This window comes from Amycolatopsis sp. NBC_00345, assembly GCF_036116635.1.
GTDB lineage: Bacteria > Actinomycetota > Actinomycetes > Mycobacteriales > Pseudonocardiaceae > Amycolatopsis.
Window position 1 is genome coordinate 5,666,078 of record NZ_CP107995.1, and the last position, 16,066, is coordinate 5,682,143.

Genomic DNA, 16,066 nt, shown 5'->3' on the forward strand with positions numbered 1-16,066 from the left:
CATGCACCGGATCAACTGACAGCATACCGGGACAGTGCGGCGGCATGGGTGGAAAGTTACGCGCCAATGATGCGACCGTCCGGAACGGAGACCATTTCAAGATCGCTATTTCCGGCCCGGCACGGCGGACCGGGTCCGGCGAGATCGCCACTGTTAGCGGTCACATCTGCGGCGGTGAGTCCATCTGAGAGCGACTCCAAGCCGGTGCGAGAGTTGACACCCGCGCAGGTCGAGGCGGCAGTGGCGAGCGGCCGGCATCGACGTGCCCGCGAGACCGGGAGAGCATGTTCGAGCCGTAGATTGCGAAGAAGCGTTACCGCAGGCTTACCAATCTGGATAAGATCATTTTTTCGTTGCCTGGGAAATTAACTAAGGGTCGGGATACTTCCGCGCATTTCGCGATCACCGCCTGTTACACGACCGGCTGATGCGCTATTTGGCGGAGCGCCACGGGTTCACCACGTTCGCGATGCCGAGGCCGGCCACGCCCCGCTCCGGTCGGCGCGTACGAGCTGAGACCGGCAACGCGGCCATGGCACAACGAACGGTTGTCGACGCCGCGTGTCGGTTGTTGGACGTCACCGCCTCGCGGCGAGTTCACTGCCCCCGGTACGCCAAGAAGCGACGGCTGAGGAGGGTGAGTGCCGAACGATTCCTTTGTCCACCTGCACGTCCACACCGAGTACTCGATGCTCGACGGTGCGGCGAAGATCGCTCCCCTGTTCAAGGAGGCGGCGCGCCTGGGCATGCCCGCGGTCGGCATGACCGACCACGGCAACATGTACGGCGGCGACGAGTTCTACCGGCAGTCGATCAAGCACGGGCTCAAGCCGATCATCGGCATCGAGGCGTACGTCGCGCCGGAGAGCCGGTTCCACAAGAAGCCGGTGTTCTGGGGTCAGTCGAACCAGCGTGGCGCCGATGAGCTGGGCGAGGGCGGCGACGTCTCGGGCGCCGGTGCGTACACCCATCTGACGATGCTCGCCGAGAACGCCACCGGCCTGCGGAACCTGTTCAAGCTGTCCTCGCTGGCGAGCATGCAGGGCTACTACCGCAAGCCCCGGATGGACCGCGAGCTGATCTCCGACAACCACGCCGGCGTCATCGCGACCACGGGCTGCCCGTCGGGCGAGGTGCAGACCCGGCTGAGGCTGGGCCAGAAGGAAGCGGCGATCCAGGCCGCGTCGGACTACAAGGACATCTTCGGCGCCGGGAACTTCTTCCTCGAGCTGATGGACCACGGCCTGCCGATCGAGCGGTCGGTGCGCGAGGGCCTGCTCGAGGTCGGCAAGCTCCTCGGCCTCGAGCCGCTGGCGACGAATGACTCGCACTACGTCACCAAGGACCAGGCCGCCACCCATTCCGCGCTCCTCTGCGTGCAGGCGGGCAAAACGCTGAACGACCCGAACCGCTTCAAGTTCGACGGCGACGGTTACTACCTGAAGTCCGCCGAGGACATGCGCGGGTACTGGGACAAGGAAGTCCCCGGCGCCGCCGACTCGACGCTGTGGATCGCCGAGCGTGTCCAGTCCTACGCGGACGTCTACGCGCACACCGACCGGATGCCGGTTTTCGAAGTCCCGGCCGGACACGACCAGAGCAGCTGGCTGCGGCACAATGTCATGGCGGGCCTGGAATGGCGCCTGCCGGACGGGGTGCCGGCCGTGTACCGGGACCGGGCCGAATTCGAGCTCGAGGTGATCGTCCAAAAGGGATTCCCCGGCTACTTCCTCATCACGGAAGACCTCATGCGGCACGCCCGCGAGGCCGGCATTCGCGTCGGCCCCGGACGGGGTTCCGCCGCCGGTTCGCTGGTCGCGTACGCACTGCGCATCACGAACCTGGACCCGATCGAGCAAGGCCTGCTGTTCGAACGGTTCCTGAACCCGGAACGGGTTTCGATGCCGGACATCGACATGGACTTCGATGACCGCCGCCGTGGCGAGATGATCCGGTACGCGACGGACAAGTACGGCGTCGACCGGATCGCGCAGGTCATCACCTTCGGCACCATCAAGACCAAAGCCGCGATCAAGGACTCCGCGCGAGTCCATTTCGGATCCGCCGGCTACGCCATCGCGGACAAGATCTCGAAGGCCCTTCCGCCGCCCGTCGCGGCGAAGGACATCCCGCTCTCCGGCATCGTCGACAAGAGCCACGAGCGTTACGCGGAGGCCGCCGAGGTCCGCGCGCTCGTCGAGACCGACGAAGAGTGCAAGACGATCTTCGACACCGCCCGCGGCCTCGAAGGCCTGATCCGCAACGCCGGCGTCCACGCCTGCGCCATCATCATGTCCAGCGAGCCGCTGACCGACGCGATCCCGCTCTGGCAGCGCGACGACGGCTCGATCATCACCGGCTGGGACTACCCGTCCTGCGAGGCCATCGGCCTGCTGAAGATGGACTTCCTGGGCCTGCGGAACCTCACGGTCATCGGCGACGCGATCGACAACATCAAGGCCAACCGCGGCGAAGACGTCGACCTCGACCGCCTGAGCCTGGATGACACCAGCACTTTCGACCTGCTCGCGCGCGGTGACAGCCTGGGAGTCTTCCAGCTTGACGGTGGCGCGATGCGGGACCTGCTGCGTCGTATGCGGCCGACCGGCTTCGAGGACATCGTGGCCGTCAACGCGCTCTACCGGCCCGGCCCGATGGCGATGAACACGCACAACAACTACGCCGACCGCAAAAACGGCCGGCAACCGATCGAGCCGATCCATCCGGAGCTCGCGGAGCCGTTGCGGGAGATTCTGGCCGAAACCCATGGCCTGGTCGTTTATCAGGAACAGATCATGCAGATCGCGCAACGGGTGGCCGGGTATTCGATGGGCCGAGCCGATGTTCTGCGTCGTGCCATGGGTAAAAAGAAGAAGTAGGTGCTCGAGAAGGAATTCGACGGCTTCCAGGCCGGAATGCAGGACAACGGTTATTCCACCGAGGCAGTACAAGCCCTGTGGGACACGATCCTGCCCTTTGCCGGATACGCGTTCAACAAGTCTCACGCGGCAGGGTATGCCCTGGTCGGCTATTGGACCGCCTATCTGAAGGCGAATTACCAGCCGGAGTACATGGCCGGCCTCTTGACCTCGGTCGGCGACAACAAGGACAAGTCCGCGATCTACCTGTCCGAATGCCGCCGCCTCGGCATCAAGGTGCTGCCGCCGGACGTCAACGAGTCGGCGCTGAGGTTCGCGGCCGTCGGGGACGACATCCGGTTCGGCCTGGGCGCGGTGCGCAACGTCGGCGCGAACGTCGTCGACTCGATCGTCAAGACCCGCGCGGAGAAGGGGAAGTACTCCTCGTTCACCGACTTCCTCGACAAGTCCGAGCTCGCGGCCTGTAACAAGCGGGTCGTCGAATCGCTGATCAAGGCGGGCGGGTTCGACTCCGTCGGCCACTCGCGCCTGGCGATGATCCAGGTGCACGAGCAGGCGGTCGAAGCCGTGGTGCCGCTCAAGCGCCAAGAGGCGATGGGCCAGTTCGACCTGTTCGGCCCCGGAGGCGACGACGAACAGGCCGCGGCCTCTTCGTCTCCGCTCGCGCACCTGAAACTCGGCGAGGACGAGTACCCGCACAAGGAATTGCTCGCCTACGAACGGGAAATGCTGGGGCTCTACGTCTCGGCACACCCGCTGGACGGCGCCGAGCGTTTCCTCCGCAAACATGCCCCCAAACCGATCGCCGGCCTGCTCAACGACCCGCCGAAGGAAGGCGAGGTGGTCATCTCCGGGTTGATCACCGCGCTGGAGCGGCGGGTCAACAAGCGGGGTGAATCCTGGGCGATCTGCACGGTCGAGGACATGGACGCCTCCCTGGAGGTGCTGTTCTTCGCCAGGGCCTACTCGATGTTCGCCGCCGACCTCGTCGAGGACAACGTGGTACTGGTCAAGGGCCGGGTCAACTGGAGGGAGGACAAGATGTCCGTTTTCGGCGGCGGCCTGGTGCCGATCGATCTCTCGGCAATCGGAAGCGATGGCGAGGAACCGCCGTTCGTGCTGCTCGCGCAAGCGGAAAAGCTGTCGTTGCCGGTAGTGCTGGAGCTGAAGCAAACGTTGCTCGCGCACAAGGGGGAAACCCCAGTTCGCATTCAACTGGGGAACCGGCTTCTGGCGATCGACGACTACCCGGTGAAGGTGACGTCGATGTTACTGGGCGAGCTGAAATCCATTCACGGCATCACTGTGGCGCCTTGAGCGGGGGCTACTTCCACCCAGCCGTTACACCGAGGCGATCCGATCTCGCCGGCCCGACAGCTCACGCCGGGAATGGACCTCGAGCTTCCGGAAAACCTTCCGCAGGTGGTAATCCACGGTGTGCACGCTGAGGTAGAGCTGGGCCGCGATCTCCGCGTTCGTGGCCCCGCCGGCGGCCAGGCGGGCGACGCGGGCCTCCTGGGGAGTCAGGTCGCTGCCGGCGTTCCGGGATCGCGCTCCGTGTTGCACCGGATCACCGGCTGCCGACAATTCCTGTGCTGTTCTGGCGGCGTATCCCTCGGCGCCCATGGCGTCGAAGAGTTCGTGGGCGGCCCTCAGTTCGTAACGGGCCTCCTTGATTCTGCGCTCCCGGCGAAGCCATTCCCCGTACAGCTGGTGGCTTCGCGCTCGTCGCACCGGGCCCCGGGTGCACTCGTGATACTGAATAGCCTGTAGGTAGAACTCTTCCGCCGCCGAAGGGTCGGTGACGGTCAGCGCCTGAACGCGGGCGAGGTCGCCGAGCAGGCCCGGGGTGGGTGTCCTGGTGGCCAGCCGGGACAGGCGTTCCCTCACGTACGCCGCCTCGTTGTCCCGGCCGCAGCGGATCGCCGCCTCGGCCATGTCGGCGAGGGCGAAATTGACCTGGCACGTGTCCCCGATCTGGCCCGCCAAAGCCAGGTACGCCTCGTGATACCGGCCCTGGCTCAGATCGACCACGCTGCGCGCGTAGTCACAGAAGACAAGCTGGTATCCCTGGCCGGTGCGGAAAGCGTGCTCCTGAACGGCTTCCGACAGCGCGCGGGCCTCCTCGAAGCGGCCACGCCACGCGGCGATGAGCAGGGCGCCGAGGTACAGCTGCGAGCCCCGGGCCTCCTCCAATGCGGCGCGCTGGTCGAACAGGCGCTCCGACTCCGCGAGGCGTCCGGCGATCAGTTCGGACACCGCCGTGTGGCTGAGCGCCAAGGCCATCGGGATGACGGCGCCCCGACGCTTCGCTTCCGTGTGCAGCCGCCAGGCCAGCTCGTGCAGGGCGACGTCGTCGCCGAGCATCGTCGCGTGCGAGCAGGCCGCGGCCAGCAGCTGGAACAGCTCGGGCGCCGTCGCCCGCTCGTGCTGTACCGCGTCGATGGCCTGTTGCAGCATCGGGCCGGCCCGCTCCAGTCCGTCGAGATGCAGCGCCGTCTCGGCTTCGAGCACCACGTCGCCGGCCGTGGCCGGCATTCCGGCGGGCAGCGGCAGGGAGCGAACCGTCTCGGCGACGCTGAGGTGTGAAGCCCCCTGCGGCGCGAGTGAACCGCTGATCTGCGCCTGGACGAGTGCCTCCACGAGGATGTCGCGAGCCAGCCGGATGTCGACCGGGCCCAGTTCCCGGGCCGCCGTCGCCAGGGCGTAGGTCGCGGCGGCCGGAGCGCCCGTCAGCCGGTGGATCCGCGCTTGCACGCGCTGGATCAGGCCGTTGTCGCGCCGGTCCTTACGGTTGGCGGCCGCTTCGTCGAGCAGGGCCTGGGCTCTCCCAGGCGAACCGGCCACGGCGCTGGCCTCCGCGGCACCCAGGAGGCGACGGGCCCGGGTCGGCAGGTCCGGCGTCAGGGAGGCTGCTCGGGCCAGCAGGGTCGAAGCGCCGGCCCAGTCACCGCGATCGCGGACGCGTTCGGCGGCGCGTTCGAGTTCGGCGGCCACGAGGTCGTCCGGTCCGGTCGCCGCGGTTCCCAGGTGCCAGGCGCGCAGGTCGGCCTCGCCGAGGTCGCCGGCGACGTCGGCCAGGGCGGCGTGGACCCTCGCGCGCTCCGCCAGCGGGGCACCGTAGTAGATCGCCGACCGGATCAGCGGGTGACGGAATTTCACCGTCTCGCGGATCGACAGGAGGCTCCGCTCTTCGGCGGCCGCCGCGTCGCTCGCGTCGTAGCCCAGTTCCGGACCGGCCCGCCACAGCATGGCGGGATCACTCGTGGGATCGGCCGCGGAGGTCAGCAGCAAAGTCCGGGTCCGCGGGGGCAGCGCCGCCGCTTCCTGCAGGTAGAGCTGTTCCAGCGCCCGTCCGAGCGGGACGGGTTCCGGTAACGGCGCCTCGCCGCTGAGCTGATCGCCGCGCAGCTCCCTGGCCGCCTCGATCAGGGCGAGCGGGTTGCCACCGGTGGAGGCGACGATCCGGAGCCGGACCGCCGGATCCAGGACCCCGGGAACCACCGATTTCAGGAGCCGGCCGGCCGCATCCGTGCCGAGGCCGGCGACGGTCAGCTCGGGTAGCCCGGCCAGGTGATCGACGCGGTCGACCTGGTCGCGGGCGGCGAACACCATCGCGACCGAGTCGGCGTACAGGCGGCGGGCCACAAAAGCGAGCGCCGCGGCGGACTCCTCGTCGAGCCAGTGGGCGTCGTCCACCAGGCACAGCAGCGGCCGGTCGTCGGTGCGCCCGGTCAGCAGCCCGAGCGAGGAGAGCCCGACGAGGAAACGGTCGGGCGGGGTGGTCCGCTCGTGGAGCCCGAAGACCTGGCTGAGTGCCTCGCACTGCGGATCGGGCAGCTTCGGCAGGTGGGCCAGATGTGGTCTGAGCAGGTGGTGCAGGGCGGCGAAACCGAGCTCGGCCTCGGACTCCACGGCGTCGAAGCGCATGATCTCGAAATCACCGCCGGCCAGGGACTGAAGGCGGTCGAGGAGCGCGCTCTTGCCGGCCCCGGGCCCACCCCGCAACACTACGACCGCGCTCACCCCGCCTCGAACGGCGTCGAGCGCTTCCGTCAGCCGGTCGCATTCCTCGTCCCGCCCGAACAGCTCGTCCACTGGTCAACCCTAAGGCGATCCGGAGCGCTCGAGGAAGAGTGGCGCCGGAGGCGGGCCCTTCTTGATGAACCTCTAGCAAGCTGTCCGGGCCGGCGGGGGAACTTCGGGCCCTCGGACTACGAACACCACGTGATGCCCGGCCGGCCGGCGGCGGGCAATCGTGGGAGTCATGACCTCCCGAATCGACTACGGAGCCGTGGAGACAGTCCCCGGCACGGACATCACCTTCCGGCGGACGGGCCGGGGCCGCCGGTCCGTCCTGTTCGTCCACGGCTACCTCGACGGCTACACGATCTGGGACGACCTCATCACGTCACTCAAGACCTCGGACGTGGAGTTCGTCGTGCTGGACCTCGCCGGCATGGGCGACCGCGCCGACGCCGAAGGCCCGCTGACCCTGGACCGGTACGCCGACGAGGTCGGGCAGGTCGCCGATCTGCTGGCCAAGCCGACGGTGCTCGTGGGCCACAGCATCGGCGCCCCGATCGTCGAGCTGGTCGCGGCCCAGCGGCCGGGCATCCTGGGCCTGGTCCTGATCGCGTCGATTCCGCTGGCCGGGACCCACCTCCCGGCCGCGGCGCTCGAACCGTTCTCGCGGGCCGCGGGAGACGTCGAGGCCATGCGGGCCCTCCTGCTGGGCGCCACCGCCGGGTCCCGCGAGGAGGGGCTCGACCACATGGCGGCCGTCGCCGCCAAAGTCCGGCCCGACGCGGTCGAGGCGATCGCGCAGGCGTGGAACAACGGCCACCCCGACGGAAACGCGCCCAGCGAGTACCGGGGGCCGGTCCTGCTCCTGCCGGGCACAGAGGACGACGTCGCGTCCATCGACTCGGTCAAGAACCAGGTCGCGCCCCGGTTCGCCGAGCCCCGCTATTTCGCGGTCGAGAATGCGGGCCACTACCCCCATTTCGAGCAGTACCACGTAGTCGCGGAACAGATCGACAAGTTCCTCGCCGAGATTCTGGCCCCGGGGAGCCAGTGGCTCGTGATCCTCTCCCGCCCGACCCTGGAAAGCTTTTCGGCAGCCTGCACTCCAGACGTGACCCTGCGCCTGTCCGCGGCCGAGGAACCCGTCGTGGGCCCGGCCGCGGTGCGGCACTTCTTCACCATCACCCAGACCATGTACGACAGCCTGGCCTTCGTCCATGAGGCACGCGATGCGAACAGGACCTATATGAAGTGGGAGGGGCAATTCCAGAACAAACCGGTGAGCGGCGTGACCATCCTCTCCTACAACGAGAGCGGCCTGATCCGCGAGATCGAGCTCTACCACCGGCCGTATGGGCAGGTTCTCGCCTTCGCCGCCGAACTCACCCGGCGCCTCGCGAAACCGTGACCGGCGGGCCACCCGATACCCACGGGAAACAGCTCTGTTCCTCCCAGCATTGGAGCACGTGATCATGCCTGGAATCGGCCAGCTCACCGCGCCCAACCAGAGCGTCGAGGGCGCCAACGGCGTCCACTACGCGTACCGGCGCTTCGGCACCCCGCGGCCGGGCGCCGTGCCGGTGGTCTTCTTGCAGCACTACCGCGGGAACCTGGACAACTGGGACCCCGCCCTGATCGACCCGATCGCCGAACAGCACGAGGTGATCCTCGTCGACAACGTGGGTGTGGGCGGGTCGACCGGCGCCGTGCCGAACACCGTGCAGCAGATGGCGCTGGACGCGCTGGCCTTCGTCGACGCACTGGGCCTGAAGTCCTACGACCTCTTCGGCTTCTCGCTGGGCGGCTTCGTGGCCCAGGAGATCGCGCTGGTGCGGCCCTACCAGGTCCGGCGGATCGTCCTGGCGGGAACGGGTCCGCAGGGCGGCCGCGACTTCCACCTCTGGACCGGCGAGGTGCTGGCGGCCGCACGCCGCGACGAAACCAGCGCCGAAGACCTCCTCACCCTCTTCTTCCGGCCCACCGAGACCAGCCAGGCCAAGGGCAGGGAGTTCATCCAGCGCATCTTCACCCGGCAGCAGGACCGCGACGCACCGACCGACGTCGCCGTCCGGGACGCCCAGCACACCGCGATCTCCGCCTGGGGCATCCCGGACGACGGCCGGCTGGTCCGGCTCGCCGCCATCGAGCAGCCGGTCCTCGCCGCCAACGGCGACCGGGACGCCATGGTCCCCACCGAGAACACCCACCTGCTCGGCGGGCACCTGCCGAACGTCCGGGTCGTCATCTACCCCGACGCCGGCCATGCCTTCCTCTTCCAGTACCCCGCCGAATTCGCGGCCGAGGTGAACACCTTCCTCGGCCGATAGCCGCCACCACCGACCACCCGACGAGAGAGAAACCCATGGAGTTCAAGACACTCGGCACCATCGGGGCGGGGCCGGCCGCGCAGGCGGTCGCCACGCACGCGGCGAGGGCCGGCCACCCGGTGCTGGTCAGCAACAGCCGCGGACCGGACACTCTCGGCGACGTCGTCGCAACGATCGGGCCGGGCGCGTCGGCGGCCTCCTTCGACGACGCGGTCGCCGCCGACCTCGTACTGCTCGCCGTGCCCTTCGGCGCGGTGCCGGCGGTCGGACGGAAGCTCCCGGACTGGGCCGGGCGCGTGATCGTGGACATGACCAACCAGTTCGCCGAGGTCGATCCGTACCGCGGGTTCACGGACGTGGCGCCACTCACCGGGAGCGAGTGGGTGGCTCAGCACCTGCCGGGCGCGACGGTCATCAAAGCGTTCAACGCCATGTTCGCCACCTATACGGCCGCCGAACCGCGGCATGACGAGGGGGCCCAGGTCGTCTTCTTCGCCGGCGACGACGCACCGTCGAAGGCCGCCTTCGACGAAATGGTGTCCGGTCTCGGCTTCGCGCCGATCGACCTGGGAGGCCTGCGAGACGGCGGTGCCCTCCTCCAACTCGGTGGCGCGCTGAGTGGCAAACACTTCCTTTTCCAGGGGTGAAGCCAAAAACCTCGACGCCCCAGCCAGTTCACGGACGTTGGTGCAGCGCGTTCGCGAGCTGGACTCGGCTGCGGAGGTCGAGCTTGCCGAAGACCGAACGCAGGTGGGTGCCGATCGTGTGCACCGAAACGCCCAGCTCGGCCGCGGCCGAGCGGTTGCTGTGCCCGGCTCCGACCAGTTCGGCCACCTTCAGCTCAGCCTCGGTGAGCGCGTCCCAACCGGACTGGGCGCGCGGCGTGCGCTGCGTCGCGCGGACCGGCCGTAGACCGGCCTGCCGCAGCCTGGCCTCCAACAGCAGGCTGGGCAGGGTCGCCCCGGCCCGTTCGTAAATATCGCGGGCGGCGTCGATTCGCTCGACGGCCGCGTCGGCCTCGCCCTCGGCCAGCAACGCGATGCCGTGATCACCGAGAGCGCTGGCGAACAGCAACGGCCGCGGCCCTTCGCGGAGCACCGTGACCGCCTGGTCGAGCCGATCAGGGTCGCCCTCGACCAGGCCCCGGCTCTGGAGCGCCAGCCCGGCGAAGCTGGGCACTCCGGGGTTGCGCTCGGCGCCCGTCTCGGCCAGGTCGGCGGCGGCGCTCGCCAGGGCGTGATCGCCGGTGGCCAGTCCGGCTTGGACGAACGGGCGCATCCACAACGGCACCCACGGCCAGTACTCCCGGCTGGCCCGCGCCGTCGCCAGCAGCGGACGGTAGAGCGCGGCACTGTGCCCGGCATCGTCGGCCAGTAGCGAAATCCAGCCGTGCATCAGCTGCAACGCGGTGGCCCGGATGGCCGCGTCGTCGGCGTCCCGGGCCGAGTTGAGCTCCAGCCGTACCCGGGCCAAGGCGAAATCGCCGCGCATCAGGGCGGTGAAGCTCAGGACCGAACCGGCGTCCAGGGTGCTGACGTGCTCGCCCAGCTCGTCGGCGAGCCGGATCAGCGTCTCGGCTTGTGTCTCCGCTTCGGCGAGCCGGCCCAGGTTGACGTCCTGCCACATCCGCGCGTGCAGGAGGTCGGGGGTCGCGTCCACGCCGTCCGGAAAGTCCGCGGTCGCCCGCGCCAGCAAGCCGGCCGCCTCGTCGTAGCGGTCCAGCAATTGCAGGCAACGGATCTCCTCGGCGTAGTACGCCGAGCCAGCCATCGCTCGTAACGACCGAGTCCTGGACAGAGCCGTCTCGTGCCGGCCCTCCTGCTTCGCGACGACGCCGAGGGTCAGCAGCGCGAGCTGTTCGGCCAGTGCGTCGTTGGTTTGCCGCGCCTCGGTCAGCGCCTGTTCGGCCGCGGCCGTGGCGTCCTCGGCGGTGCAGATGCGTACCAGCGCAAGGGTTTTCGCCGCGGACAACGATGTCCGAGCTTGCGCGGAGAGTCCGGTGACGGCCAGCGCCGAATCCATGCGCCGGCCGATCTCCGCGAGCCGGTTCATCGACCACAACGCACGCGCGCCGACAACCTGGAGCCGGGCGCGGGTGTCCGGGTCGCCGACCTGGCGGAGCAGCTGGTCGATGATGTCGAGCGCGGCGCGTCCCCGGTGGACACTGATCAGCAGTTCGCCCGCCGCCTCACCGGCTCGCAACCAGCTGCCGCCGTCGGGATCGGCCAAGGCGAACGACTGTCGAGCCAGGTCCGCGGCGACTTCGGGCATCGACCCGGCCGCCCGCGCGGCGGCCCGGGTGAGCACATCAACGGCTTCGTCGTCACCGATGACCGCACCAGCCTGAAAATGGGGAGCTGCCGCCAGCACGTCGTCATCGCGGTCCAGCAGCAGCCGGCCACAGGCGCGGTGCAGGGACAGCCGCTCGTCGTCGCTGAGGTTCGCGTACATCGCTTCGCGGAGCAGGTCGTGCCGGAAACCGATCTGCCGCCCCGAACGATGCAACAGTCCTTCGACCACACCCCGTTGCGCAGAATCCAGCACCGCGGCCAGCGGCAGCCCACCGAGCAGGACGGCCGCCTGCTCGGCCGCGATGTCCCGGCCCCACACGGCGCAGAGCGCGAGCAGCTCGACCAGATCGGGCGCGAGCAGCGCCAGCCGGCGTCGCACACCGACGATGACTTCGGCGGGCAGTCCCTCCTCGTGGTCGGCACGACCCTGCCGCCGGGCGAACGCCTCCAGCACCTGGCCCGCGTAGAAGGGATTCCCGCCGACGCCGTCCAGCGCGGGCACGGCCTGCCCGCCGAGCCGATCCCGAGCGAGCTCGCCGAGCGCGGCCGGGCTCAACGGCCCAAGGCTCAGGTGTTCGACGTCCGGGGGCTGCGGGCCGGCCGGCGTCAGCTGCCGCACCAAGCCCTCGGGCAGGGATCGGCTCGCGACCAGCCAGACCACCGGGGAGCCGGTCAGCCGGCCCGGAAGCACCCGCAGGGCAAAGCGAGTCAGCTCATCGGCCCACTGGAAATCATCGATCCCGATCAGGACCGGGCTGTCCAGCGCGCGTTCCTCCAGCAGGCCGGCGATCCGGTCGACCAGCCACAGCTGCTGGGTGTGCAGCGTGGCCAGTCCCGCGAAGTCCTTCTCGGCCAGGATCGGGCCCTGGCCCGAACGCAGGGCGACCAGCAGCGGCCCGCCCGCGGCGATCTGCCCGATCTCGTCGGCCTTGCCCGTGCCGACCGCGTACCCCATCCGGCCCGCCTGTTCGGCGATGGCGCGGAGCAGGGAGGTCTTGCCGATTCCGGGCTCGCCGTCCAGGGCCAGCACACCGCCGCGACCGGACCGGGAGACGCGGCGGAGAAGGCCGAGCGCACGACTCAGTTCCTGCTCGCGGCCGCGGAGCACCGTGGCCGCGATCGGTACCTCGGATCTGGTCAATCGAAGCTTCTCCGCTACCACGCCGGCCGCCGGGCGGGCCCGGCCGCTCGGACCCGGCCACACCTGCCGGTATCGCCTTCAGCCTACTAGTTCGTGCGAGGCCCGCGGGGCCGGCGACCACGGCCGAACGCCCCGGTTCACCTGTTCATGCGATGCGCCCGGCGACGGTCGCTGGTGGGCTGGGCCCGCCGTCCGGCCGGATCGTGGAACGCGAACCGGCCCATCCGCCCAGCAGCGAGGAACCAGTTCATGCCCATGATCGACGTGTACGCCGCCGAAGGGACCTTTTCGGACCGGCACGCACTGGCCACGGCTCTCGCCACGGCCGTGATGACCATCGAGGCGGTGCCGAACATCCCGATGTTCCGCAAGAACACCGCCGCGTTCGTCCACGATCTCCCGGCCGGCTCCCAGTCGAATGTGGATGGTGACGAAAACTCCGTGCGCGTGCAGGTCCTGACCAACGCGGGCGCGCTCGACCGTGACAAGCAGCTCGCCGTCGTGCGCCGGCTGACCGACATCGTCGCGGCCGCGGCCGGTGACCCGGCCCTCGCCGACCGGACCTGGGTGCTCCTCACCGAGGCTCCCAACGGGGGCTGGGGATTGAGCGGGCACGCCAGCACCAACGACGAACTCGTGCTCGCCGCCCGCGCCCAGATCGCCGAACTGTCGTCGGGCAAAGCGACTGATGCCTGACCAGAGTGGCCGCGTCGCGGTCGTCACGGGAGCTTCCAGCGGCATCGGTGAACACGTGGCGCGGGCGCTCGCGGCCGGTGGCGCGCAGGTCGCGTTGCTCGCCCGTCGCGCGGATCGGCTCAGCGGGGTCGTCGAAGAGATCACCTCGAGCGGGGGCCGCGCGGCGGCGTATCCGGTGGACGTCACCGATGAAGCCGGGTTACGCGCCGTCGCCGCCGACGTCCGACGCGATCTGGGCGCGGCCGGCATCGTGATCAACAACGCCGGGATCATGTTGCCGACGCCGGTCACCGATATCCGGGAATCGGACTGGGCCAAGCAGGTCGACCTCAATATCGGGGGCCTGAACACCACGGTTCAGGCATTCGCCGGCCAGCTCATCGCCACCGCGGCGGCCACGGGCGTCGCCGACCTGGTGAGCACCGCCTCGATCGCGGGCCGGACGCTGTTCCCCGGTTTCTCCGTCTACGCCGCGACCAAGGCCTACGTCATCCAGCTCGGCGCGAACCTGCGCGCGGAGCTGGGCCCGAAGAACGTGCGGGTGACCACGATCGAGCCGGGCATCGTCGGCACGGAACTGCAGAGCCACATCGACGACGAAGCCACCCGGGCCCGCCTCGCCGGCACCCGGGAGTCCATCGAACGGCTCGCCCCGGCCGACATCGCGAACGTCATCGCGTTCGCGGTCGGCCTTCCCGCGCACGTCAACCTGGCCGAAGTCGCCGTCCTGCCCACCCGCCAACCGGCATGACGGGCGAAACCCCGGGCAGGCCACACCTGACCCAGTTCACGGTGACCTCGCCCGCGGACGGGTACTGGCGGGTCACGTTCGACAATCCGCCCACCAACCTGATGAACGCCACGACGGCCGGGGACCTTCGCGTCGTGGTGTTCGACAGCGCGCATCCGGACTACTCCTTCGCCCGATACCCCCGGACCGACCGGCCTGCCGCCGTTCCTCGACATGACCGTGCGCCTGGCCGCGGCTCCCGTCGTGACGATCGCGGAGATCCGCGGCCGGACCAGGGGCGGCGGCAACGAGTTCGCACTCGCCTGCGACCTGCGGTTCGCCAGTCTGGAGAAGGCCCTGCTCGGTCAACCCGAGATCGTTCGACGCCGCGACCGCCGAACGCTACGGCTGGGTCAACCGCGCGGTGCCGGACGCCGGACTCGACGGCTTCGTGGACGCGTTCGCCCGGCGTATCGCCTCGTTCGACTCCGCCGCGCTCAGCCTCGCGAAAAGCATGGTCGACCGGCACACCCGGCCCGCTCCCGAGGATCTGCTCGAATCCCAGCGCGCCGGCGTCCGGCTCGCCGCGACGCCCGGTTTCCGGACCCGGTTCCAGCGGTTGCGCCGGCGGTCGGCCGCGGCGGGGGCCGACTTCGAGCGGATGGGGCACTACCTCGGACCCGAAGATCAGGATCGTTGAACAGATTTGCGAGACCCATCATGACTCCGGCTGACCGACCGCCGACCGGCGCCCAGCGCACCGGCATGTCCACCGCGCGGCTCGAAGCGTTCAGCGACGCCGTGCTGGCGGTCGCCGCGACGCTGCTCGTGCTCGACCTCAAGACCCCCGACGAGTCCGGCGGTGCCGGCATTTGGCCCGTGCTCGGGCATCAGCTGCCCACGCTGGCCGCCTACGTCACGTCGTTCCTCACCATCCTGATCTTCTGGGTCAACCACCACGGCCTGTTCCACGGCGCCGGGCCGGTCGACCGGATCACGCTGTTCATCAACGGGCTTCTACTGCTCGTCGTCTCCTTCATCTCCTACGTGACCTCGGTTCTGGGGCACGCGTTGCAGACCGGCGACCACGACCGTGAGGCGGCGGTGCTCTACGCCCTCACGCTCGCGGTCGCGTCGATCTGCTTCTCCGTCCTTTGGAGACGGGCCGGGAGACGAACGCACCGGCTCGGCCTGGGCCTGACCGGCCCGCTCCTGTACGTCGTCGCCGCCCTCGTCGCCCTCCTCAACGCGCCCGCTTCACTCGCCCTCGACGCCGCGACCGCGCTCTACTTCGCCGTCCTGCCCCAGACGTACAGAACAGGTGACCGCACGTGAAGATCTTCATCCTCGGCGGCAGCAGCCGGATCGCGGTGCAGCTGACCGAAATCCTGACCGACGCGGGCCACGACGTCACCGGCACGGCCCGCGGCGAACGCGGCCGGCAAGACGTGCTGGACAGCGGCGGCACCCCGGTCCCGCTCGACCTCGAAACCGCCACCGCCCGCGACGTCGCCGACCAGCTGGGCGAGGTGGACGCCGTGGTCTTCGCGGCGGGCGCGGGATATGGCAGCACCACCAAGCAGAAGGAGATCATCGACCGCGACGGCGCGATCCTGCTCGCCGACGCGGCGGAGCTGGCCGGCGTGCGCCGTTACGTGCTGATCTCTTCGATGGGGACCGACCGCTTCGACGCCGGCTCGGCCGATCCGTTCCAGATCTACCTCCGGTTCAAGAGCGAAGCCGACGCCGCGGTGCGCGTCCGCGATCTCGACTGGACCATCATCCGGCCGTCCGGGCTGAACGACCGCGACGGCACCGGGCACCTGCGGATCGGCACCGGCTTCAGCGGCGGCAGTGTCCCGCGCGCCGACGTGGCGGTCCTGATCGGCCGTCTGCTGGTCGAAGGCCTGGGCGTGCGCCGGCAGTTCGAGGTCACGTCGGGGGCTCAGCCGATCGGCGAAATCGAGCTGTAAACG

10 protein-coding genes and 1 pseudogene are annotated in these 16,066 nt (G+C 69.4%); 9 read left to right on the plus strand and 2 right to left on the minus strand.

Translation table 11 applies throughout. The annotated features are described in order from the left end of the window. The first annotated feature begins 641 nt into the window (after window positions 1–641). Window positions 642–4,196, plus strand: a pseudogene (gene dnaE, locus OG943_RS25275) (DNA polymerase III subunit alpha). Window positions 4,197–4,220: 24 nt separating this feature from the next. Here the strand turns inward: dnaE and OG943_RS25280 are convergent. Continuing rightward, window positions 4,221–6,977, minus strand: coding sequence for an ATP-binding protein (locus OG943_RS25280; RefSeq protein ID WP_328603397.1), 2,757 nt, complete (start codon window positions 6,975–6,977; stop codon window positions 4,221–4,223). Between the two features lie 169 nt (window positions 6,978–7,146). Here OG943_RS25280 and OG943_RS25285 point away from each other — a divergent pair, with 169 nt between their 5' ends. The 3 genes from OG943_RS25285 to OG943_RS25295 all read left to right on the plus strand — a co-directional run bounded on the left by OG943_RS25285 (window position 7,147) and on the right by OG943_RS25295 (window position 9,879). Beyond that, a complete protein-coding gene (locus OG943_RS25285) occupies window positions 7,147–8,313 on the plus strand; it encodes an alpha/beta fold hydrolase (RefSeq protein WP_328603398.1) in 1,167 nt (388 codons plus the stop codon). Window positions 8,314–8,377: 64 nt separating this feature from the next. Next, on the plus strand, window positions 8,378–9,232 hold the full coding sequence (locus OG943_RS25290; protein ID WP_328612146.1) for an alpha/beta fold hydrolase: 855 nt from the start codon (window positions 8,378–8,380) through the stop codon (window positions 9,230–9,232). 35 nt (window positions 9,233–9,267) lie between these two features. Beyond that, entirely contained in the window at window positions 9,268–9,879 is a 612-nt protein-coding gene (locus tag OG943_RS25295; RefSeq protein ID WP_328603399.1) for an NADPH-dependent F420 reductase, read from the plus strand. Window positions 9,880–9,907: 28 nt separating this feature from the next. On the opposite strand, the gene OG943_RS25300 is transcribed toward OG943_RS25295, so the two are convergent. Continuing rightward, window positions 9,908–12,664, minus strand: coding sequence for an ATP-binding protein (locus OG943_RS25300; RefSeq protein WP_328603400.1), 2,757 nt, complete (start codon window positions 12,662–12,664; stop codon window positions 9,908–9,910). 249 nt (window positions 12,665–12,913) lie between these two features. Between OG943_RS25300 and OG943_RS25305 the strand changes: the two genes are divergently transcribed. From OG943_RS25305 to OG943_RS25325, 5 genes are all read left to right on the plus strand, one after another. Further along, window positions 12,914–13,360, plus strand: coding sequence for a hypothetical protein (locus OG943_RS25305; protein WP_328603401.1), 447 nt, complete (start codon window positions 12,914–12,916; stop codon window positions 13,358–13,360). Then, entirely contained in the window at window positions 13,353–14,111 is a 759-nt protein-coding gene (locus OG943_RS25310) for an SDR family oxidoreductase (protein ID WP_328603402.1), read from the plus strand. Before OG943_RS25305 ends, OG943_RS25310 begins: the two co-directional genes overlap by 8 nt. Window positions 14,112–14,514: 403 nt before the next feature. Then, entirely contained in the window at window positions 14,515–14,790 is a 276-nt protein-coding gene (locus OG943_RS25315) for a hypothetical protein (protein ID WP_328603403.1), read from the plus strand. 20 nt (window positions 14,791–14,810) lie between these two features. Then, on the plus strand, window positions 14,811–15,425 hold the full coding sequence (locus tag OG943_RS25320; RefSeq protein WP_328603404.1) for a TMEM175 family protein: 615 nt from the start codon (window positions 14,811–14,813) through the stop codon (window positions 15,423–15,425). Then, a complete protein-coding gene (locus OG943_RS25325; protein WP_328603405.1) occupies window positions 15,422–16,063 on the plus strand; it encodes an NAD(P)H-binding protein in 642 nt (213 codons plus the stop codon). Before OG943_RS25320 ends, OG943_RS25325 begins: the two co-directional genes overlap by 4 nt. The last annotated feature ends 3 nt before the right edge of the window (window positions 16,064–16,066 follow it).

Coding starts and splice junctions, on each gene's coding strand:
- OG943_RS25295 (WP_328603399.1), top strand. CDS start 9,268: ATGGAGTTCAAGACACTCGGCACCATCGGGGCGGGGCCGGCCGCGCAG.
- OG943_RS25310 (WP_328603402.1), top strand. CDS start 13,353: ATGCCTGACCAGAGTGGCCGCGTCGCGGTCGTCACGGGAGCTTCCAGC.
- OG943_RS25320 (WP_328603404.1), top strand. CDS start 14,811: ATGACTCCGGCTGACCGACCGCCGACCGGCGCCCAGCGCACCGGCATG.
- OG943_RS25305 (WP_328603401.1), top strand. CDS start 12,914: ATGCCCATGATCGACGTGTACGCCGCCGAAGGGACCTTTTCGGACCGG.
- OG943_RS25285 (WP_328603398.1), top strand. CDS start 7,147: ATGACCTCCCGAATCGACTACGGAGCCGTGGAGACAGTCCCCGGCACG.
- OG943_RS25290 (WP_328612146.1), top strand. CDS start 8,378: ATGCCTGGAATCGGCCAGCTCACCGCGCCCAACCAGAGCGTCGAGGGC.